Annotated in this window: 13 protein-coding genes and 1 pseudogene; 7 read left to right on the forward strand and 7 right to left on the reverse strand. The window is 62.1% G+C overall.

All coding sequences use genetic code 11. The features are described from left to right. Positions 1-9: 9 nt before the first annotated feature. The 3 genes from AB5975_13615 (at position 10) to AB5975_13625 (ending at position 3,999) form a co-directional block, all read left to right on the forward strand. Positions 10-516, forward strand: a complete 507-nt coding sequence (locus AB5975_13615; GenBank protein ID XDR22734.1) for a sigma-70 family RNA polymerase sigma factor — start codon at positions 10-12, stop codon at positions 514-516. Further along, on the forward strand, positions 513-1,511 hold the full coding sequence (locus AB5975_13620; GenBank protein ID XDR22735.1) for a FecR domain-containing protein: 999 nt from the start codon (positions 513-515) through the stop codon (positions 1,509-1,511). Before AB5975_13615 ends, AB5975_13620 begins: the two co-directional genes overlap by 4 nt. Before the next feature lie 82 nt (positions 1,512-1,593). Further along, positions 1,594-3,999 carry a TonB-dependent siderophore receptor gene (locus AB5975_13625; GenBank protein XDR22736.1) on the forward strand — a complete coding sequence of 802 codons (2,406 nt, stop codon included), beginning with the start codon at positions 1,594-1,596 and terminating at the stop codon, positions 3,997-3,999. 210 nt (positions 4,000-4,209) lie between these two features. Here AB5975_13625 and AB5975_13630 read toward each other — a convergent pair whose 3' ends face one another. From AB5975_13630 to AB5975_13645, 4 genes are all read right to left on the reverse strand, one after another. Further along, positions 4,210-6,654 carry a TonB-dependent siderophore receptor gene (locus tag AB5975_13630; protein ID XDR22737.1) on the reverse strand — a complete coding sequence of 815 codons (2,445 nt, stop codon included), beginning with the start codon at positions 6,652-6,654 and terminating at the stop codon, positions 4,210-4,212. A gap of 128 nt (positions 6,655-6,782) precedes the next feature. Then, positions 6,783-7,739, reverse strand: coding sequence for a FecR domain-containing protein (locus tag AB5975_13635; protein ID XDR22738.1), 957 nt, complete (start codon positions 7,737-7,739; stop codon positions 6,783-6,785). After that, positions 7,736-8,242, reverse strand: a complete 507-nt coding sequence (locus AB5975_13640; GenBank protein ID XDR22739.1) for a sigma-70 family RNA polymerase sigma factor — start codon at positions 8,240-8,242, stop codon at positions 7,736-7,738. The genes AB5975_13635 and AB5975_13640 overlap by 4 nt, the downstream gene beginning before the upstream one ends. Before the next feature lie 141 nt (positions 8,243-8,383). Next, a complete protein-coding gene (locus tag AB5975_13645) occupies positions 8,384-9,769 on the reverse strand; it encodes a GntP family permease (protein ID XDR22740.1) in 1,386 nt (461 codons plus the stop codon). A gap of 334 nt (positions 9,770-10,103) precedes the next feature. Between AB5975_13645 and AB5975_13650 the strand changes: the two genes are divergently transcribed. From AB5975_13650 to AB5975_13665, 4 genes are all read left to right on the forward strand, one after another. Beyond that, positions 10,104-11,033, forward strand: coding sequence for a malate dehydrogenase (locus AB5975_13650; protein ID XDR22741.1), 930 nt, complete (start codon positions 10,104-10,106; stop codon positions 11,031-11,033). Between the two features lie 285 nt (positions 11,034-11,318). After that, positions 11,319-11,816, forward strand: coding sequence for an RNA polymerase sigma factor (locus tag AB5975_13655; GenBank protein XDR22742.1), 498 nt, complete (start codon positions 11,319-11,321; stop codon positions 11,814-11,816). A gap of 91 nt (positions 11,817-11,907) precedes the next feature. Further along, entirely contained in the window at positions 11,908-12,750 is an 843-nt protein-coding gene (locus AB5975_13660) for a FecR family protein (protein ID XDR22968.1), read from the forward strand. A 131-nt stretch (positions 12,751-12,881) separates the two neighbouring features. Further along, on the forward strand, positions 12,882-15,218 hold the full coding sequence (locus tag AB5975_13665) for a TonB-dependent siderophore receptor (GenBank protein XDR22743.1): 2,337 nt from the start codon (positions 12,882-12,884) through the stop codon (positions 15,216-15,218). Positions 15,219-15,269: 51 nt separating this feature from the next. Here the strand turns inward: AB5975_13665 and AB5975_13670 are convergent, their stop codons facing one another. The 3 genes and pseudogenes from AB5975_13670 to AB5975_13680 all read right to left on the reverse strand — a co-directional run bounded on the left by AB5975_13670 (position 15,270) and on the right by AB5975_13680 (position 21,744). Then, positions 15,270-16,223, reverse strand: coding sequence for an arsenic resistance protein (locus AB5975_13670; GenBank protein ID XDR22744.1), 954 nt, complete (start codon positions 16,221-16,223; stop codon positions 15,270-15,272). Positions 16,224-16,467: 244 nt separating this feature from the next. Continuing rightward, a pseudogene (glyA, locus tag AB5975_13675) lies at positions 16,468-17,720 on the reverse strand (serine hydroxymethyltransferase). A gap of 193 nt (positions 17,721-17,913) precedes the next feature. Then, positions 17,914-21,744: an EAL domain-containing protein gene (locus AB5975_13680; protein ID XDR22745.1), complete on the reverse strand. Its 3,831-nt coding sequence runs from the start codon at positions 21,742-21,744 to the stop codon at positions 17,914-17,916. Positions 21,745-21,991 lie beyond the last annotated feature (247 nt).

The raw sequence follows: 21,991 nt of genomic DNA on the forward strand, positions 1-21,991 counted from the left end.
TGACCGCCAATGGCATCCGTCGATACCGCTCAGTTCACTGCTCTGTACGAACAGCAACACCGCTGGTTGCGTAGCTGGCTGTATCGGCAATTGAGCTGCTCACACCGCGCTGCTGATTTGATGCAGGACACCTTCATGCGTCTGTTGGTCAGTGACCAGGCATTTGAAGTCCGCCAGCCTCGGCCTTTCTTGGCCAAGGTGGCACGCAGTGTCCTGTCCAACCACTATCGCCGCGCACGCTTGGAAAAAGCCTACCTGGATGCGCTCCAGACGGAAGACGAAAGCGTGCTGCCGGATCTGGCGACCCAACTGATTGTTTTCGAGACGCTGGTTCGGCTCGACGAAGCGCTCTGCGAACTGGATGTCGCCGTCAAAAAGGCTTTTCTCTGGTCGCAACTGGACGGGCTCAGCCACGGAGAAATTGCCGAACGGCTGGGTATTTCGATCGCTACCGTCAAACGCCATATCATCAAAGCGGGTGCGCGATGCATGCTGGTGACGGAATCGCTGCAATGACGATTTCCGGTAACGCCGTTAGCCGAGAACCATCGCTATCGCCAAAAATGTGTGAGGAGGCGATGGAGTGGTGGCTCGATATGCAGGAGGCCAATTTCGATTCATCCGCACAGGCCGCTTTTGTGGCATGGCGCAGTGAACACCCTTTGCATGAACTGGCCTGGGAAAAAGCCTTGGCGCTGGGGGAGCAGCTCGACTCTTTGCGCACCCGAGGCGATCCAGACCTTGCCCGGCGGGCGCTGTTGCTTCCCTCCCAGGAAAAGCTGAGCAGGCGTCGGGCGATAAAAGGGTTGGCATTGTTGCTGGCTGCAAGCGCCGGTGCATGGATGAGTCGAGACAGCGAAATGGTGTCGCGCCTCAGTGCCGATTACACCACGGGTGTGGGCGAGCAGCGACGTGTTGCGCTGGCCTCGGATCTGTCGCTAGAACTCAATACCCATAGCGCGATAAACGCTCGTGCGACGGGCCATCGTTGGCACCTTCGATTGCTCAGCGGCGAGGTCTTGATTGATGCTGCCTTGAACCCGGCGCTATTCATCGATACCGCTCAGGTTCGCACGCAAGCGTCCTCGGCACGTTTCACGATACGGCAGCTCGACAATGGCTCTACCCAGTTGGCGGTCTATCGTGGCTCGCTTCAAGTGACCCCGACTCAGGCCGGCACCTGGACTGCCCTGCAAGCCGGGCAGCTGGCGCGTTTCGGGCCGCTTGGGGTGCTCGATCAGGGTGTAATGCAAGCATCCAGCCCCGCCTGGGCCGAAGGAATGATCGTCGCCAACGGCCAACCGCTTCAGGCTTTCCTCGACGAACTTGGCCGCTATCGTCATGGGTATCTTGGGTGCGACGCCGCCTTGGCCAATCTGCGCGTGTGGGGCACCTACCCGCTGGCTGACAGCGATCGAGTCATCGATGCCGTCGCCCAGACGCTGCAATTGGAGGTACAGCGTTTCACTCGCCTGTGGATCAACTTGCGTCCCTCGCCAGCGAACGTCTGAAGTTTTTTCGTCCTCGATGAGCCGTTTTGATTTCTGGCGAGACTCATAGGCCATACATCAAAAATCATCGGGGGAACTTCACATGCCTCACCGCAGTATTTCGTCGCACTACAGGTCGCTCGCCAACACATTGGGTTGCGCCGCGGCGGTTCTGATCGCTACTTCATCGCCCGTGTGGGCAGCCGCCGATAACAGCGTGCAACACTACGAAATTCCCCCGGCGTCACTCGGTACTGCGCTCAACCAACTGGGCCAGCAAGCCCATTTGCTGCTGTCGTTTTCCAATGATTTGATTGCCGGGCAAAACAGCCCAGGTTTGAGTGGTGATTACACGGTCGACGGTGCTTTACAGGTGCTACTCGCAGGCAGCCAACTCATTGCGGTTCGCCAGCCGGATGGGCGATACACCCTGCAACGAGCGCCAGCTTCTAGCGCCCTGGAGCTTCAAAGCATTTCAATTTCGGGCAAAGCGCCCGGGTCGACGACAGAAGGTACCGGGCTGTACACCACCTATTCCTCCAGCAGTTCGACCCGCCTGAACCTGACCCCCAAAGAAACCCCGCAGTCGCTGACCGTCATGACCCGCCAGCGCCTGGATGATCAGCGCCTGACCAATCTCAGTGACACCCTCGATGCCACCCCGGGCGTCATCGTGTTGCGCGACGGACTGGGTGCCGAGTCTGACGGTTACTTCTCTCGGGGCTTCGAGATTCAGAACTTTGAAATCGACGGCGTGCCCACCGTCAAGCGCATGGACAACTACACCCAGAGCATGGCCATGTATGACCGTGTGGAGGTGGTGCGCGGTGCTACCGGCTTGATCAGCGGCCTGGGCAGCCCTTCAGCGACGATCAACCTGATCCGCAAGCGTCCGACCGCTGAGGCACAGGCCAGCGTCTGGGCCGAAGCCGGTAATTGGGACCGCTACGGTACCGGCTTTGATGTGTCTGGCCCGCTGACCGAAACCGGTAACGTACGCGGTCGTGTGGTCGCCGACTTCAAGACCGAGCGGTCCTGGGTCGACCGCTACAAGCAGGACTCGCAACTGATCTACGGCATTACCGAGTTTGACCTGACTGAAGACACCCTACTGACCATGGGCTTCAGTTACCAACGCACAGACGTTGACTCCCCAATGCGCTCTGGCCTGCCGACCCGTTTCACCGACGGCTCTCGCACCAACCTCAAACGCTCGCTCAATTCAGCTCAAACCTGGTCGTACAACGACCATGAACAAACCAGCTTTTTCACGTCGATCGAACAGCAGTTCGCCAATGGTTGGAGCGGGAAGATCGAGCTGACCCACTCCGAAAACAAGTTCGATGAAGTCTTCAACTACGTAAACGGTGGCCTCAACCCGGACGGAAGCGGCACCACTCAGTTGCCCGTGCGTTTCTCTGGTATCCCGCGCCAGAACAACATCGATGCCTACCTGACCGGCCCGTTCGGCCTGTTGGGCCGCGAGCACGAGTTGATCGCCGGTGTGACCTTGTCCAACTACTACGAGAACGTGCCAAGCTATGGCGGCTGGAAGTACGACTATTCCGGCTCTCCGGCCGGGGCGATCGACAACCTGCTGAACTGGAACGGCAACTCGGTAAAACCGGAATTCAACGTCACTGGCAAATCCACTAACGACGAAACCCAATACGCCGCTTATCTCGCCACGCGCCTGCATGCCACCGACGCTCTCAGTATCTTGCTGGGTAGCCGCGTGATCGACTGGCATCGTGAGATCGAGGACAAACCCTACAACGCAGAAAAAACCAAGACCAAAGAGTCGGAGACCGGCGTCTACATTCCGTATGCCGGCGTAGTGTATGACGTCAACGATACGTGGTCGCTGTATGCCAGCTATACGAAAATCTTCAACCCTCAGTCGTCCTGGGTTCGCGACATCAACAACAAACCACTGGACCCGATGGAAGGCACCGGTTATGAAGTTGGTATCAAGGGCAGCCACTTCGATGGCAAGCTGAACTCCAGCGTCGCGCTGTTCAAGATCGAGCAGGACAACCTGGCGATCTGGATCGATACCCCAGGCGGCAACACGTACAAGTCAGAACAGGGCACCACTACCAAGGGCGCTGAATTTACCCTGGATGGAGAACTGGCTGAAGGCTGGCAGGCATCTGCCGGTTATGCCTATGCAGTCAGCACCGACGCTGACGACCAACGTATCGTTACTACCCTGCCTCGCCACAGTCTGAAGACCTTCACCAGCTATCGCCTGCCGGGCATCTTGAACAAGGTCACCCTTGGCGGCGGTGTGAACTGGCAGAGTAAAACCGGTGCCGACCTGCACACCTTCACTCAGGGCAGCTATGCCGTCACCAACCTCTTGGCGCGCTACGACTTCAACCAACACCTGAGTGCGTCTGTGAACCTGAACAACGTGTTCGACCGCGAGTACCTCAGCTATGCCGGCGACCACGGTATGTACGGTGCGCCAAGAAACATCATGACGGGTATCAAGTACAACTTCTGACTTGTGCCCTTGAGGGAGGCTGGGGCTGCTGCGCAGCCCATCGCAGGCAACCCAGCGCCTACAGCGATTGTGTGGGTGTTTGAGTTCTGCGCAAGGCCGCTGCTGGGCGATGCCACGGTAAGCACGGAACCTGTAGGAGCAGCACAAGGCTGCTCTTACCGGGTGACGCGATAGCCTGGGTGATGGCCAGGCCCCTGGCCCGCGCTGGCCTCAGAAGTCCCAGCGAGTAGTGACCATGACGTTGCGCGGTTCGCCGTAAATGGCCGAGTTATAGAAGCCGACGTTGGTGTAGTAATACTTGTCGAAGATGTTGTTGAGGTTGACGGTCGCCGACAGGTTCGGGGTGATCTGGTAGCGGGTCATCAGGTCCACCACCCAGTAGGATTCTTGCGTAACGTCCTCGTTCATGCCCTTGGGGCTGTTCCAGATCTGCTGCCAGGCCTTGTTCTGCCAACGCGCACCACCGCCAAGGGTGATCTTGTCCAGGTCACCGGTGAGTTTGTAGGTGGTGTAGAGGCTTAGCTGGTCTTCGGGCTCGAAGGTGGAGAGCTTCACGTCGTTGCTGTCGCGCACCACCTTGTGGGTGTAGCCGCCCTGCACCTGCCAGCCCGGGGCCAGCTCGCCGGACACTTCCAGCTCGTAGCCTTTGGTGGTCGCCTTGCTGCCCTTGAACGCGTAGTTGGGCGGGGTAGGGGTCTGGTTGTTGTAGGCGTCATCCGGCACCGAGCGGTTGCTTTCCTTGACCTCGAAGTAGGCCAGGCTGGCGTTCAGGCGGCCGTCGAAAAACTCGCTCTTGATGCCGATTTCGTAGTTTTCGCCTTCATCCGGCTCGATCAGTTTGTTGTCGCGGTCGCGGTTGTAGTTTTCCTGGGGCATGAACACGTCGGTGTAGCTGGCGTAGACCGAGAAATTTTCGTTCAGGTCGTAGATGGCGCCGGCATAGGGAATGAAGCGCCCGGACTCGGTGTAGGTCGGGGTCAGGCCGGTCAGGCTGTAGTTGACCACGCGGCCACCCAGCAGCACTTTCAGGTCGTCGGTCACGTTCAGGCGGGTGGTGAGGTACACGCCGGTCTGGCGGATGACATCGTCGGTGCGCTGCGACACCGGACCCCAGTCGGGCTTGGGCAGGTTGCCGTGCCAGTTGTTGTAGTCCACCCGGTTCGGCACCGAGAAGGTTTCGTCCCAGTAACCCTTGCCGCTCCAGTGGGCCTTGCTGATCGAGCCGCCCAGTACCAGGTCATGCTCGCGGCCGAGCATGCTGAACGGGCCGCTCACGTAAAGGTCAGCCGAGTCGCTTGTGGTGTCGCCCTTGTAGCGTTGTGCGTTGATTTCAGCGCTGCCGTCGGGCTGCGGCTGGTCGAATTGGATGGCGCCCATTTGCGCATCGTAGCCGTTGTACTTGTGGTCCAGTTGCAGCTTGGTCACCCAGCCGTCACCCAGGTCGTGTTCCAGGGTGGCGAACACCGTGCGGGTGTATTGCTGCCAGCTGCTCCAGTCGGTCGAGTTGCTGAACGAGCGCTTGGCGTCGTTGCGCTCGCCCTTGGAATTGAGCAGCGGGAAGCTGCCAGACCAGGTGGAACCCTTGGGGTCGTTGTCCTGGTAGTCGGCGCCTACCGTCAGCAGCGTGTCAGGTGACAGGTCGAACTCGAGGATGCCGTAGAACACCGAGTTCTGGCTCGAGTAGCGGTCGATGAACGAATGCTTGTCCTGATAGGCGGCCACGGCCCGGCCGCGAACGTTGCCGGTTTCGGTCAGCGGGCCGCTGACATCCAGTTCGCTGCGGTAGTTGTCCCACGAGCCTGCACCCAGGGTGGCGTGGCCCTGGAAGTCGGCGGTGGGCTTTTTGCGTACCAGGTTGATGGTGCCGCCCAGCGAGCCTGCGCCGCTGAGTAGGCCGGATGCGCCCTTGAGCACTTCGATACGGTCGTAGATCGCCATGTCGCTCAGGGTGTTGCCTGCCGAGTAGGCGACGTTGCGCACGGCGGAGGGGATGCCGTCGTACTGGAAGTTGTTGATCGAGAAACCGCGCGAATAGTAGTTGGTGCGATCAGTGTCGTAAGCCGACACGGTAATACCTGGGGTGTGGCGCATGACTGCGTCGACAGTGTTGAGGGCAAAGTCATCCATGTGCTGACGAGTGACCACGCTGATCGACTGCGGGGTTTCCCTGGGTTTCAGCACCAGGCGGGTGGCCGTGGCGATGGTGCCGGGCGTGTAGGACCCCGTGCCTTCGGTGACGGTGCCCAGCTGGTTGCTGATGATGTTGGTTGCACTCAACTCCAGGGCGCCACCACTGTCGGCAACGACCTCCACCGTATAGTTGCCACCGCTATTGAGTGCCCGAAGGCCAGTACCCGCCAGCAGCTGGGCCAGGCCCTCGTCAATGTCATAGCTGCCATTGAGCCCAGCGCTGCGCTTGCCGGCGGTCAGCTGGGCGTCGGCAGAAAGCAGGATGCCGGCCTCGCTCGCGAAGCGGTTCAACGCCTGATCCAGGCCGCCGGCGGGGATGGCGTAACTGCGTGATTGCTCGCTGGCGCCAGCCGATGTTGCGGGCAGCGCCACTAGAAGGGGGCTGCTGCAAAGCAAGCCGGCAAACAGGGTGTGACGAACCGCAAGGCTCAATCGAGAACGGGGTGTTGTGGGCAGATACGGCATTCTGACTGTTCCTCTTGAGAATGCTTCTTGGTTAAATTCAAGAGGTATCCCGGACGAGTCGGCAAAACCGACAACGGGCAGCAGCGTTTTTTTCATTCATTGCCGTTGCAGCACTTGGGTAACGCTGGTCATGCGGGACTGATGGTGGTCCAAAAACGTGTCAGGCGGTGTACTTTTACCGGTAGGGATTGCTCTAGCGCTGTAAGTACGCGATCGGTGTCTGCCAGCGGAAAAACGCCTGTTAGCGGCAGGGCGGCGACGGCAGGGTCGCAGCGCAGCACACCGGCCCGATGGCGAGACAGTTCTGCGGTGAACTGCCCGAGGGGCATGCGCTCGGCGATCAGCCGACCTTCGTGCCAGGCGATGGCGTTGAGATTCGCGGGTGCGATGTCACCGATCTGGGTGGTGGAAAACCAGCAACCTTGTCCGGCTTGCAGGCGTATGGCGCGAGCCTGACGCGGGCGCAGTTCCAGTTCGCCCTCAAACAGGTCGACCTGGCATTTATCGTCATGTTGGTACACGGAAAAGCGCGTGCCGAGTGCCAGGACATCCCCGGCTATGGTGTCCACGATCAGTGGGCGTTGCGCGGGGTCATGGCCGCTGTCGAGCAGCAACTCCCCAGCGAGCAGGCGAATGCGGCGCTCGCTTGCGCTGAACTGGATATCAACCGCGCTACCGCTGTTCAAGCCAAGCCGGCTGCCATCGGCCAACGTGCGCTGCAGGCGCTCACCCGTGCCGCTGCGCAGATCTGCCATGGCCTCGCGCCAAGGCAATTGCGATTGGACGATGTAACCGCTGCCGCCAGCCAAAAGCAGGGCGCTGAGCAGTTTTAGCGTCTGTCGACGGCGCGCGTCAGGCTGCTCCCGTAGCACGGCCAGCGCGGTATCCGCTGACACACCGCTCAGGGTATGTTGCAGGTGCTCCAGGCGCTGCCACGCACGGGCATGTTCCGGGTCCGCATTTCGCCACTCAGCAAAGCGACGCTGTTGTGCTTTGTCCAGCTCGCCGCTCCATTGCAGCATTAACCAATGGCTGGCCTGTTCGACGATGGTTGCGGCGATGGGCGTTTCGTTGGAAGTTTTCATTCGGCGTACAGCACCTGATAGCAGGCGGTGATGGCGCGCAGCATGTACTTTTGTACCGAGCTGACACTGACTTCGAGGCGTTCGGCGATTTGGCTATAGGTCAGCCCTTCAAACTGCGACAGCAGGAACGCCTCGCGCACCTTCGCCGGCATGCTGTCGAGCATGGCGTCGATCTGCATCAGGGTTTCGATCACGATGGCGCGGGTTTCCAGCGACGGGCTTTCTGGTTCGGGGAGGGCGGCCAGGCTCTCCAGGTAAGCGTGCTTGATCCGTTGGCGACGCCATTGGTCTATGACCAGGTTGCGGGCGATCTGGGCCAGGAAACGGCGGCCGTCGTTCTGCTCTGGCAGGCGTCGCGTTACCAGCAGGCGCAGGAAAGTGTCCTGGGCAATATCCGCAGCCCGTTCTCGATCACCAAGGCGCAGACGTAGCCAACCTTGCAGCCAGCCGTGGTGGTCGCGATAAAGGCTGTCGAGGGGTTGCAACGGGGCATCAGTGGGCACGTTCCTCTTCCCGTCAATTGGCCGCAGATAAGAATCAGTTGCAATTGTAGGGGGGAAGAGGAAATTTGGAAACTGCCTTTGCCGGAATCGGCTGCACGACCTTCTGGCGATGGGTCGTGCAGCTTGAGCAATGCCCCGGGATCAATTCACAGTAATTGCCGCATTCAAGACCAGCACCACAATCAACCCGACCACCGCCACGATGGACTGCACCACCGAGATGGTCTTGGTGGCTTCGCCCATGGTCATCCCAAAGGACTCTTTCACCATCCAGAACCCTGCATGGTTCGCATAGTTGAAGAACAGCGAGCCACAGCCGATGGACAAGGCCAGCAACGGCAGGTTGAGGCTGGGGTCAGCACCTGCCAGCGGTGCCAGCAAGCCGGCAGCCCCAACGATACCTACCGTGGCGGAGCCGGTAGACACCGAAAGCAACATCGCGATCAACCACCCCAGCATCAAGGGCGGGAAGGCCGATTGCTGAGTCAGGTGCACAATGGCATCACCCACCTTGGCGCTGGTCAGCATCTCCTGAAAAGCCCCGCCGCCGGCGATGATCATGATGATCGAGGCGATAGGCTTGAGGCTTTTGCCCAGTGCATCGCGCAGGTGTTCGGCGTCACCGCCGCGCGCCAGTACCAGGCTGGCGCCGGCGAACAGCACGCCCAGCAACATGGCGATCAGCGGGTTGCCGAGGAAACTGGCCAGCTCCAGCAACGGGTTGCCCTTGGGTAGCAGCATCTCGGCGACGGCATGCACCAGCATCAGAATCGCCGGCAGCAACGCGGCCAGCATGCCGATCGCTACGCCGGGGCGGGGTTGATCGTCGGCTTTTTCAGCCAGGGTGAACTGGTCCAGCAAAGCCTGATCAGGCCGAGTGCTCATGCGCGGCGAAATGAACATGCCATACAGCGGGCCGCCCAGGATCATTGCCGGGATAGCCGCCAGGAAGCCGTAAAGCATGGTGGGCCCAACCGAGGTCTTGAGCACCGCGATGGCGGTCAGGGGGCCAGGGTGCGGCGGTACCATGCCGTGCATGGCAGCCAGCGCCGAAATCACCGGCACGCCTACATACACGTATGCAGAGCCCTTGAAGCGGGCCTTGCTTTCCAGCTTGCGCGCCACGCTGAAAATCAGCGGCAGCATGATCACCAGGCCCACTTCGAAAAACATGGGGATGCCAATGACGAAGGCAACCAACATCATGGCCCACGGAATCATGCGGTCCGAGGTGCGCTTGAGGATGACATCAGCGACCTGCTCGGTGACGCCAGCGTCAGCCAGAATTTTGCCGAGCATCGCGCCCAGGGCAATCACCACCCCGACGGCCCCCAGGGTTTTTCCGGCGCCGGTAAGCAAGTGGGAGACGATGCTGCCTGGCTCCATGCGGGTAGCGAAGCCCACCCCAATGGACACCACCAGCAAGGCCAGCAGCGGGTGCATCTTCAGGCGCGACACGATGAGTGCCACCAGCACCAGGACACTGACCAGCGCGGTCAGTAACAGCTGTATATCCAAGGGGGTCATTCAGGCAGTCTCGGTTGGGCGGGCGCTTTAGCTGAAGGGGTGAATCCGAGGCGGGTGCACGCAGGGGCAGCACCGGGCGAAAAAGCATTGCAGGGCAGAGCATTCATGGGGTGATTCACCTTGTTATTTGGTCATCTATATGAATCCTCTCAAAGTATTCGCGTTGCGGCGGGAGACTGTCAAGAGCAGGCAGTCGGGTCTTGGCGGGCGTGCCGATGCGGGTTGGCTCTGATGGCCAGGTATCGCCTTCGGGTGGCCTTTTGGCCCCAGCGGGCAATACTTCTTTCTATACGCAGGCGTGTTCCTGGTGGCGCGCGCCGCTGGGAGGTGTCTGGTGAACAAATTGACAATCGTAGGTGCCGGCCTGGTCGGCGAGGCCGCGGCGCAGATCATTGCCCGGGATGAGTTGTGCCGTGAGCTGGTGTTGATGGATGTGCAGGGCGAGCTGGCGCAGGGCAAAGCGCTGGACGTGTGGCAGGCCGCCGTGGAGTCTGGCTCGGATACCCGAGTCTACGGCGGGGCCAAGGCCGAAATGCTGGACGGTTCCGACCTGGTGGTGATTACGGCGGGCGTACCGCGCAAGCCCGGCCAGTCACGTCAGGATGTGCTGAGCATCAACCTGCCGATACTGGATGGCATCATGACGGACATCAAACACCATGCCCCGGCAGCGACGGTATTGGTGGTGTCCAACCCGGTCGACGTGCTGACCTATCGCGCCTGGAGCGTCAGCGGGCTGGGGCGCGACAAGGTGTTTGGGCAGGCGGGCGTGCTGGATACCGCACGCATGAAGTGTTTCATCGCCGAGCAAACCGGCTTTTCTGCCAAGGACATCACGGCGCTGGTGCTGGGGGGGCATGGCGACAGCATGGTGCCGCTGATGCGCTACTGCCAGATCGGCTCGGTGCCGCTGTCGCATTTTCTCTCCAGCGAGCAGATCGAGCAGATTGTCGAGCGAACTCGCAAAGGCGGCGGCGAGATTCTGGGCTTGAAGAAGATGGGCAGCGCCTGCGATGCACCGGGCGTGGCGATTGCACAGATGGTGGATGCCATCGCCAATGGGCGAAACCGCATTTTGCCGGCTGTGGCGATTCTGCAGGGTGAATATGGGCGCAAGGATATTGCCATGGGCGTGCCCTGTGTACTCGCAGACGAGGGGCTTGCGCGGGTGATCGAGTTGCCGCTGGATGCGCAGGAGCAGGCGATGTTCGACCAGTCTGCGGATCAGGTGGCGCGGGATATTGATGAGATGAAGGCTTTGTAAGCGAGGGGCAGATCACGCGCCGCGCAGGTGGCGCTCGGTTTCTAGACCAAGCGCCACCCATGACCAACGCCGCCGACGTTCCGCGCTCCAATTGCCCGTTCCCAGTGCTACAGCCCCAGGCCTCGAACTGGCGGCACTCTACCGTTTCCATCACGGCTGGATCCGCCAGTGGCTGCAGCGCAAGCTCGGCAATGCCCAGGATGCGGCGTGCAAGGCGCCCGTTGTAAATGAAAACCCTTATCGTTAAAGTCAGCGCCTTCTTCCCCCGCCCGGGTCGCCCCACGCATGAAGACCGAAGAGCTGGAACTGGCTTTCAAGGCCCATGCCGGAGAGTTGCGCGCGTTCCTGTACCGCCAGTTGCGCAACACCGACACCGCCGCCGACCTGGTGCAGGAAACCTACCTGCGCATGCTGCGCCAACCACCCCGGGCCCCGGTGCTGAACCTGCGCAGCCTGCTGTTTCGCATTGCCCGCAACCTGGTCATCGACCACACCCGCAGCCGTGGCACGCGGGGGCAGCATGACGAAGGTATGGCGTACCTGTACGAAGTCACCGGCGAAAGCCCCGAGCCATTTGCCGAAGTCGCCGCCCGGCGCGAGCTGGCGCTGATGGCCGAGGCGTTGCAGCGCCTGCCGCCACGTTGCCAGGAGATTTTTCTGCTGTGCCGCCTGGAGGGTATGGCGCACAAAGCGGTGGCCGAGCAGTTGGGCGTTTCCGTGAGCACGGTGGAGAAGCAGTTGGCCATTGCGCTGGACTTTCTGGGCCAGAGTTTGCAACGTTGACCGTTATGCACAAGCCTTCCGCTCCCCTCGACCCCTCACCTGACGTACGCCGGGCTGCCCAGGCCTGGGTAGTGCGTCTGACTTGGGGGATGTGCGGCCTGGCGACGTGGAGGCGGCGCGGGCCTGGTGCGCGCAGGCGCCGGAGCATCAGCAGGCGTTTGTCGAGGCAAGACGGCTATGGGCGTTGAGCGGGCAGCTTCAGGCCCCTGCGCGGCGGCGTGCGCCGGCCCGGCAATGGGCGTTGGCCAGTGCGGCGGTGCTGGTGCTGGGCGTCGGCGTGGCGTTGGCCTGGCATGGGCAATGGGGCGCGGATTATCGGACCGGGGTAGGGGAGCGCCGGGTTGTCGCGTTGAGCGATGGCTCGCGTATCAGCCTGGATGCCGAGTCGGCTGTGGACGTTGAGATGAATGACCGGGCGCGGCGTATCACCTTGCGCAAGGGCGAGGCGGTGTTCGAGGTGGCGCATGACCCGGCACGGCCGTTCACCGTGCAGGCAGGGGCGGTGCAGGCTACGGCGTTGGGTACTGTGTATGCAGTGAGCCGTGAGGGCGCGTCGGTGGGGGTGGTGGTCAAGCGTGGGCGGGTGGCGGTCAGTGATACCGCCGACCGAGTCGAGCTTTCTGCCGGTGAAGCGGTGGGGCGAGAGGCTGGGCGGTTGGGCGGCAAGCACGGGCTGGATGTGGACAGTGCACTGGCCTGGCAGCAGGGGCGGCTGGTGTTCGAGCAGGCGCCGCTGGCGCAGGTGCTGAAGGCTCTGGAACGGTATCGGCCGGGGTGGTTGCTGATTGGCGATGAGCAATTGCGTGGGCTCAAGGTCAGTGGCACCTTCCAGCTGGACCGGCTGGATGAAGGCTTGGCGACCCTTGAGCAGGCGTTCCCCCTGAGCATTCATCGGTACTCGGATTTTCTGCTGGTGTTTGAGGCGCGTGACTGAGCACGGGTTAGCCTGCATCGACAATTATTTTTACGGGTCTGTCACAGTCATCCGTCATCCCTTCTCAAAAACGAATGCTTCGTATTTGAAAGGGGAGTGTGATGGACCGAGGGCAATTTCGCAGGGCGTCGATGACGTCGTTTTCTTTGCTGTGCGCGCTGCTGCCAGGGCTGGCCCTGGCCGAGCCGCGTGAGTTCGACATCGCCCCGCAACCCCTGGCCAGTGCGCTCAACCGTCTGGCCGCGCAGGGCGGACTGCAGGTGATCTTCGATGGCAATTTGGTGCAGGGCAAGAGCAGCCGAGGCGTCACTGGGCGGCATGAACCGGAAGCGGCGCTGTCCGAGCTACTGCAGGGCAGTGGCCTGACCTGGCGCGCCACCGGCAGCACCAGCGTCACCTTGGAGCCCGCTGCGCAATCGTCTGGCGCGCTGGAGCTTGGGGCCACGTCGATCGTTGGCCAGGCCTACAGCTCCGTCAGCCCGGACGATGGCTACGTGGCCAAGCGCTCTTCGGTCGGCAGCAAGACCGACACCCCGTTGATCGAGACCCCAGCCTCGGTCTCGGTCATTACCCGCGAGCAGATCGAGGCGCAGCAACCCAAGACCGTGGCCCAGGCGCTGCGCTACACCCCAGGCGTCAACACCGAACTGGCTGGCCCGCAGTTCGTCGTCGATCAATTGTCCATCCGCGGTTTCCAGCAGGGCACCGGGCGCATGCTGCGCGATGGCACCCGTACCTTCCTGCCGGAGTTTCTCGGCTGGGACGCGCCAGAACCGTATGGCCTGGAGCGCATCGAGGTACTGCGTGGTGCCAGCTCGGTGTTGTACGGCGCCTCGGACCCAGGCGGGCAGATCAACCTGGTGAGCAAGCGCCCCACCCAGCAGCCCTTGCACGAAGTGCAGTTGCAGGCCGGCAACCTGAACTATCAGCAAGGCGCCTTCGACCTGGGTGATGCGCTGGATGACGAAGGCATCTGGAGTTATCGCCTGACCGGCCTGTTCCGCGAAACCGATGCCCAGACCGATCACATCACCAACCGCCGGCAGTACATCGCCCCGGCGCTCAGCTATCGGCCCAGTGCCAATACCGAGTTCACCCTGCTGGGTGAGTATCAGCGTCAGACTGGTAACTTCGCCAACTCGCTTCCCGCCAGCGGCACCGTGTTCCGCGATGCGCGTGGCCGGCTGGACCGTGACACCTACGTGGGCGACAGCGCCTACGACTTCATGACCAACGAAAAGACCTCGTTGGGCTATGTGTTCGAACATCACTTCGATGAAACCTGGACCCTGCGCCAGAATGTGCGCTACAGCAACTACCGCCAGGCCAGCAGCGAAATCGCCTTGTTCGGCCCAGTCGGCGGTGGGCAGTATTCGCGTTACAGCGACCAGCGCAAGGGCGATGGCCGTTTGTTTACGGTGGACACCCATGTTCAGGCCGACTTCGCGACCGGGCCGGTGGAGCACACTTTGCTGAGTGGGGTGGACTACAACAACGGCAAGTTCGACCAGCAGCAGTCACTGGACTTCATCCTGCAAAGCTTCGACCCGTTCCAGCCGGTGTACGGTCAGCCGCTGAGCACAGTGCCGTTCAGCTTTGCCAGCTATGAGCAGAAGCTGTCCCAGACCGGCGTGTACCTGCAGGACCAGCTGCGTATCGACAACTGGGTGTTGCTGCTGGGCGGGCGCTACGACTGGGCGGTCAACCAGAAGGACGATCGCGCCCCGCAAACTCAGAAGGACGAGAAATTCAGCGGCCGTGCCGGGTTGGTCTACCTGTTCGACAATGGCCTGGCGCCGTACGTCAGCTACAGCGAGTCGTTCCTGCCGGTGATGGGCACTACCGCCGATGGCACCCAGCTCGACCCGGAAACCGGCAAACAGTACGAGCTGGGCCTGAAATACGAGCCACCGGGCAGCAACAGCCTGTACACCCTCGCGGTGTTCGAGCTGACCAAGCAGAACGTCACCGAGACCATCAACGGCTTCAGCCGCCAGGAAGGCGAATTACGCTCACGCGGTGTAGAGCTGGAGGCCAGAACCGAGCTGGCGCCGGGCTTCAACCTGATTGGCAGCTACACCTGGAACGATGTCGAAGTTACCCAGTCCGAGCGCGGCACCCAGGGCAATACGCCGTTCCGTACGCCGGAGCACATGGCCTCGCTGTGGGCGGACTACCAGTTGCAAGGTGGATCGCTGAACGGGCTGCGGCTGGGCGCTGGCACCCGTTATGTGGGTAGCACCTTCGGCGATGCGCAGAACAGCTTCAAGGTCGACAGCTACGTGCTGGTGGATGCGATGGTCAGCTACGAGTTGGGCAAGCTGGACGCTTCGCTCAAAGGCGTGGAGCTGGCGCTCAATGCCAGCAACCTGTTCGACAAGGAGTATGTGGCCGGCTGTTTCAGCGATATGGGCTGCCAGTATGGGCAGCAGCGCACGGTTTACGGGACGGTGACGTATAACTGGTGATTACCCAAGGGGCCGCTTTGCGGCCCATCGCTGGTATTGCGGGTGCCGGTGTCAACGCACCAACCGAGGCACCATTCGCACATAAACCAGCTCACTCACCAGCTCCACCAGCGTTTGGGTGATCACCGCCGCTGCCGCCAACCCGCGTATGTCTTCCGGCAGCGCCAACGCTAGCGGCAATACGACCAACGAATTGCGTGTGGCGGCGCTGAAGGTTACCGAGCGTGCTTCGGTGGCCGGCAGGCGCAGCAGCCGCGCGCAGACGAACCCGAGCACAGGCGCCAGCAGCATGAAGCCGACGTACACCGGAATCACCGGCAGCAAACGGTCGAAATCACGCAGCACCACGGCTATCTGCGACGCGATCACTACCACCAGCACCAAGGCCATCGCCGGAACGGGCAACCACGCCCAGGCGTCGTTCCAGGTTGCGACGGTGCGCGAACGGCGGGCACCTAGGCTGGTGAGCACGGCCAGCAGCATGGGCAGCACGATCAGCAGCACGAAGGCTTCCACGAACGGGGTGATGGAAATCACCACGTTGTTGTTGGCCCCCAGCATCAGGGCCAGGTAGATCGGCAGCAGTGCCAGCTGCACCAGCAACAGCACCGGGGTGGCGGCCAGGGTCAGGCGCGAGTCGCCTTTGCCGATGTGGGTGAACACCACCACATAGTCGATGCAGGGCGTGAGCAGCACCAGCAAGGCACCGACGAGAATCGCCGGGTGCTCGACCAACCCGCGAGTGATCGCCCAGACCAACAGCGGCACAAGAATGAAGTTGGCGAGCAGCAGGGCGCCCATGAAACGGCGATTACCCAGGCCTTGGCGCAGGTCGAGGAAAGGGATTTGCAGAAACATCGCGTACATCAGCACGGCAATGGCCGGGGTGACCACGGCTTCCAGATACCGCGCGCTGTCAGTGGCCACCAAGCCGAAGGCAACGGCGGCGAGCACGGCAGCGAAGTAGATCGGGATCTGGTGGGTCTCGAGTTGTTCTCTGGTCAAGGTGTGGCCTGTGGTTGGTAATGGGGAATCAGCTTGGACTGGGCCCAAGTACTGAAGGCAAGCATATTACCTGTGGGAGCGGGTTTACCCGCGAACACCGGCGTAGCCGGTGCCATTCACCTCGTTGCCTTCTTCGCGGGTAAACCCGCTCCCACAGGGACCGCGACAGGTCAGCGAACCTGGTTCATGAAAAACAAAAAAGCCCGGCACTGGGCCGGGCTTTTTCACTTCAGGCTGGCGCCAATCAGTTGCCGTAAACCGGCAGCTTCTTGCAGATGGCCTTGACCTTCTCACGTACGGCGTCGATCACCGCTTCGTTGTTCAGGTCAGCCAGGATGTCGCAGATCCAGCCAGCCAGTTCCTTGCACTCGGCTTCCTTGAAACCACGGGTGGTAACGGCTGGGTGCCGAAACGCAGGCCCGAGGTGACGAACGGCGAACGTGGGTCGTTCGGGACCGAGTTCTTGTTCACGGTGATGAAGGCTTTGCCCAGGGCAGCGTCAGCGTCCTTACCGGAAATTTCCTGCTTGATCAGCGACAGCAGGAACAGGTGGTTCTGGGTGCCACCGGAAACCACGTCGAAACCACGCTCGATGAACACGCTGGCCATGGCCTGGGCGTTCTTCACGACTTGCTGCTGGTAAGCCTTGAACTCAGGTTGCAGGGCTTCTTTGAAGCAGATGGCCTTGGCGGCGATGACGTGCTCCAGCGGGCCGCCTTGGGCGCCCGGGAACACAGCCGAGTTCAGCTTCTTCTCGATGTCGGCGTTGGCACGGGCCAGGATCAGGCCGCCGCGTGGGCCGCGCAGGGTCTTGTGGGTGGTGGTGGTGACCACGTCGGCGAACGGCACCGGGTTCGGGTACACGCCAGCGGCAACCAGGCCGGCAACGTGGGCCATGTCGACGAACAGGTAGGCACCGACCTTGTCGGCGATGGCGCGGAAGCGGGCGAAGTCCAGAACCTGCGAGTAGGCCGAGAAGCCGGCAACGATCATCTTTGGCTTGTGCTCGACAGCCAGGCGCTCGACTTCGTCGTAGTCGATCAGGCCGTTGCCGTCGATGCCGTACTGGATGGCGTTGTACAGCTTGCCCGACGAGCTTACCGAAGCACCGTGGGTCAGGTGACCACCGTGGGCCAGGCTCATGCCCAGGATGGTGTCACCGGCCGACAGCAGGGCCAGGTAGACGGCAGCGTTGGCCTGGGAGCCAGCGTGCGGCTGGACGTTGGCGTAGTCGGCGCCGAACAGCTCCTTGGCACGGTCGATGGCCAGTTGCTCGACGATGTCGACGTACTCGCAACCACCGTAGTAGCGCTTGCCTGGGTAGCCTTCGGCGTACTTGTTGGTCAGGACCGAGCCCTGAGCTTCCATGACGGCCGGGCTGGTGTAGTTTTCCGAAGCGATCAGCTCGATATGCTCTTCCTGGCGCAGGGCTTCTTGCTGCATGGCTTCGAAGAGCTCGGCGTCGTACTTGGCAATGGTCAAATCACGGCTGAACATGGCGGTCCTCAAGGATCGGGGTAATTTGGGTGGGCATTCTAACCGATTGATTCGCGGCTGGCATATGAAGTGGCATCAAGTCGCGGACCAATGGGGCTCATGTTGCATCCCGCGCCGTGTCTGGGCTGCGTAGATCCATGAGTTGACTCTAAGGTCCATTTTCAGGGGCGCCGCGCGCCCCATCGCTGGCACATCAATGGAACATGAACAGGGTCTCGTTGGAGAACTGCGCCTCGAACTGATGCGCCGGCATCGGCCGCCCAAACAGGTAGCCTTGCACCTCGTCGCAGCCATGCTCGCGCAGGAACTCCAGCTGTTCGTGGGTTTCCACGCCCTCGGCGATTACCGCCAGGTTGAGGCTGTGGGCCATGGCGATGATCGCCCGGGCGATCTGCGCGTCCTGCTCGCCTTCGGGCAGGCCGTCGACGAAGGTGCGGTCGATCTTCAGTACGTCGATGGGGAACTGCTTGAGGTAGTTGAGCGACGAGTAACCCGTGCCGAAGTCGTCCACCGCAATGCTCAGGCCGAGGTTTTTCAGGCTGGCAAGAATCTGCAGCGCCTCGTTCACTTCGCGCATCAGGATACTTTCGGTCAGCTCCAGCTCCAGGCATGCCGGTGGCAGGCCGCTTTCTTCGAGGATATTGGCAATCCGCGTGCCCAGTTGCCCGTCCGAGAACTGCCGCGCCGATATGTTCACCGACACCTTGGGTACCCGCACCTTGGCCTTGTGCCAGGCCTTGAGCTGGCGGCTGGCCTCGCGCAGCACCCAGTCACCCACGTCCACCACCAGGCCCAGTTCTTCGATCACCGGGATAAAGTCGCCCGGTGGCACCAGACCACGGGTGGGGTGGCGCCAGCGCAGCAGGGCCTCGGCGCCCGTCAGGCGCTTGCCGTCGCCGCTGAACTGCGGCTGGTAGTACAGGATGAACTCGTTCTGCTCCATGGCATGGCGCAAGTCGCTTTCCAGCTCCAGGCGCTCCAGTGCGCTGGCGTTCATTTCGGCCTGGTAGAACTGGAAGTTGTTCTTGCCGCGTTCCTTGGCGTGGTACATGGCGGTGTCGGCGTTTTTCATCAACTGGCTCAGCTCGCTGCCATCCTGCGGGCTGAGGGCGATGCCGATACTGGCCGTGACGAAGAATTCACGGTTTTCCAGCACAAACGGCCGCACCAGGCTGCCGAGAATGCTCTCGGCCACATGGATGGCGCGGTTCAGGGCCATCTCGCGGGTGGGGCGCGGTTGCAGCAGCAGGGTGAACTCGTCGCCGCCCATGCGTGCCACGGTGTCGTCGTCATCCACGCAGGCCAGCAGGCGCAGGGCCATGTCCTTGAGCATGCGGTCGCCGGCGGCATGGCCGAGGGAGTCGTTGATCGGCTTGAAGCGGTCGAGGTCGAGGAACATCAGCACCACCCAGGCCTTCTGCCGCTCGGCCTGTTGCAGGGCGTTGTACAAACGGTCCTGGAACAGCGTGCGGTTGGGCAGGTGGGTGAGGGCGTCGTAGTAGGCCAGGCGGTGGATGCGCTGTTCGCTGGCTTTGCGCTCGCTGATGTCGGTGAAGAAGCACACGTAGCTGGCCAGGTCGCCTTCGTCGTCCAGTACCGCCGTGATGCCCACCCAGGCCGGGTAGTGGTCGCCGTCACGGCGCTTGAGCCACACCTCGCCTTCCCAACTGCCGCGCTGGTGCAGTTGCTTGACCACATAGCGCAGGTGGCCCTCCTGCTGTTCGTCGACGGTGAGCATGCCCGGCAACTGGTCGAGCACTTCACTGACGGCGTACCCACTGACGCGGCTGAACGCCTCGTTGGCCTGGACGATGTAGCCGGCCGGGTCGGTGATGAGGATCGCCGACGTGGAGTGTTCGAATACCGTTGCGGCCATGCGCAGGTCTTTTTCGGCACGGCGTTGCTGGCTGATGTCGCGGCCCACCCCAAGCACGCCCTCAAAGCGCTGGTCATCGTCCCACACCAGCACCAGACGCAGCTCGATGGGGATCTTGCGGCCATCGGCACGCAGGCAGTCGAACAGGAACAGCTGGGTCGGTAGCTGGCTGCGCAGTTGCGCCAGTTGCGATGGGTCGCCCATGGCTTTGCTGACGCGCTCCATCAGGCTGTAGATACCGGTGAGCTGGGCCGGGTTGGCGATGATCGACTGCCAGCCGTTGGCGAATATCCAGTCGGCCTGGTAGCCCAGCACGCTCTGTACCGAGGGGCTGACATAGTTGAGCTTGAGCAGGCTGTCGGTGGAGAAGATCACGTCGCTGATGCTTTCGGCGAGCATGCGGTAGCGCTGCTCGCTGTCACGTAGCGACTGGCTGGCCTCGATCTGCACGGTCACATCCTTGCCCACGCCGATGATGCGCGTCACCAGGCCTTCGGCATCGCGGGTCAGCACCTGCTCGCGAATGTCGTAGCAGCGCCAGCCGCCGTCGCGGTGGCGGAAGCGCAACTGGCAGTGCAGCGGTTGGTCATGGCCGCTGTCGCGCTGTTGCTGGCGCAGGGCCTGGTAGTGCGCGGCATCCTCGGGGTGCAGCAGCAGTTCCCAGAAGCGGTCGCCCATCTGTGCCAGCTCGGTACGGTCGTAGCCCAGGGTCTGGCCGAGGTGACGGTTGCTGAAGATCATCCGCTGGCTCAGCACATCCTGCACGTACAACTGGTCGGGTACGGTGCGCACCACGTCCGACCAGAAGCCTTCGCGCTCCAGCAGCGACAGCTCGACCTGTTTGCGGCTGGTGATGTCGCTGATGCTGAGGATCACTGCCTGGTAGTCGCGGCGCTGCTGCGGCAGGCGCGCCATCAACCACAGGTGCAGTTCGCCGCCCAGCGGTGCCGGCAGGCGCACTTCCAGCTCAAGCAGCTGGCGTTGCTCGATCAGTGCGTCGATCAGCTGCATGCCGACGCTGTCGCGGCCATCGCCGGTGCCGTCGATCAGCCGCTGCCATGCGCCTTCGTGGCACTCGATGTTCAGCAGTTGGCGCGCCACCTGGTTGACCTCGGTGATCTTCAGCTCCAGCAGTAGCGAGCGGCGCAGGTTCGGGTCCAGCGCCAGGCTGTGCTTGAGCGCAGCGCGGTTGCGCAGGTGGTAGCGGTCGAGCTGGCTGGGCAGGCTGGACAAATCGAGCACGCACAGGGCCACGCCGGTGCCTTCGAAAATTTCCTGATAGCGCCGGCGGTCTTCCTGCAGCGCGCGCTGGCGGCGGCGCATGTTGATCAGCGCCAGCACCGGCAGCAGGGCGCAAAACAGCACCAGCAGGCATTTGCCGATCAGCGCCGGCAATAACTTTTGCTGGGCCAGCTCGGCGTCGAACAGGCCGCGCAACTGCCAGGTACTGTTGTCGATGAAGGCCAGCATCACGCTTTGCAGCGGCGCGTTGCTGGTATCGGTTGGGGCGTGGCGCTGCAGCACCTCGCCACTGCGGCTGTTCTCCAGCAGCCACAGCGGGTGGCCGCCACCATCGAGGTGGAGGGTGAGCTCGCGGTAGTAGTCCGGTGAAAGGCGCAGCAACCAGTAGCCACGGTCCTGTTCGGCGGCCTGGCGCAGCAACAGATACAGGGTGCGGTTGTCGGCCGAATTGGTGAAGAAGTACGGGCGCCCCTGGTTCAGTGTCAGCAGTTCGTCAAGCAACTGGCGGTCCGGGCTGCCGGCCAGGCTGTCGACGCGCAGTTGCCCGGCACTGTCCAGCCAGGCCACGCTTTGCAAGGCAGGCAGGCGCTCGCGCAGGGTGTCCACCAGGCTCGGCAGGGCAGCGGGTGTCGGTGCATTGACATAGGGCTGCACCACATTCACTGCCTGCTGCGCCTTGAACGCCATGTTCAAGCTCAGGTGATCGGCCAGTTCCGCGGTGGCGTCCAGGCTCTGTTTGCGCAGGTCGGCCTGGGTATGGTTGAACTGGGCGAATAGTTGCCACAGCAGCAGGCCCAGCAGAATCAGGGCCAACAGTGCCAGCGCACCCTTGATCGACCCGCGCAGGGTAACGGCGGGCGCTTGTTGCGCGGTACGCAATGACGACGGATGAGTAAGGTTGGTCAAGCGTTGATCCTGCGATTGGGCTGGCGATGGCAGGGAAGGATCATGCACGGTGTATGCCGGTGCCTGGTTGTTGCGACGCGGTGGCGCACTATAAGGCCGGACACCCGAAACCGGCTAGCATGCCTAGGATTATGGCAAAGTGCCAGCCATGTTGACCGATGGTGCCTGCCCGGTGGTTCGGCAAGCCCCTGCAACCTGTGCGAGAATAGCGCCCGCTTCACATGACAACGCATCGGAGATGTTCGGT

Origin of the sequence: Pseudomonas putida, from assembly GCA_041071465.1 — a bacterium.
Lineage (GTDB): Bacteria > Pseudomonadota > Gammaproteobacteria > Pseudomonadales > Pseudomonadaceae > Aquipseudomonas > Aquipseudomonas putida_P.

Coding starts and splice junctions, on each gene's coding strand:
- AB5975_13615 (XDR22734.1), top strand. CDS start 10: ATGGCATCCGTCGATACCGCTCAGTTCACTGCTCTGTACGAACAGCAA.
- AB5975_13620 (XDR22735.1), top strand. CDS start 513: ATGACGATTTCCGGTAACGCCGTTAGCCGAGAACCATCGCTATCGCCA.
- AB5975_13625 (XDR22736.1), top strand. CDS start 1,594: ATGCCTCACCGCAGTATTTCGTCGCACTACAGGTCGCTCGCCAACACA.
- AB5975_13630 (XDR22737.1), bottom strand. CDS start 6,654: ATGCCGTATCTGCCCACAACACCCCGTTCTCGATTGAGCCTTGCGGTT.
- AB5975_13635 (XDR22738.1), bottom strand. CDS start 7,739: ATGAAAACTTCCAACGAAACGCCCATCGCCGCAACCATCGTCGAACAG.
- AB5975_13645 (XDR22740.1), bottom strand. CDS start 9,769: ATGACCCCCTTGGATATACAGCTGTTACTGACCGCGCTGGTCAGTGTC.
- AB5975_13655 (XDR22742.1), top strand. CDS start 11,319: ATGAAGACCGAAGAGCTGGAACTGGCTTTCAAGGCCCATGCCGGAGAG.
- AB5975_13665 (XDR22743.1), top strand. CDS start 12,882: ATGACGTCGTTTTCTTTGCTGTGCGCGCTGCTGCCAGGGCTGGCCCTG.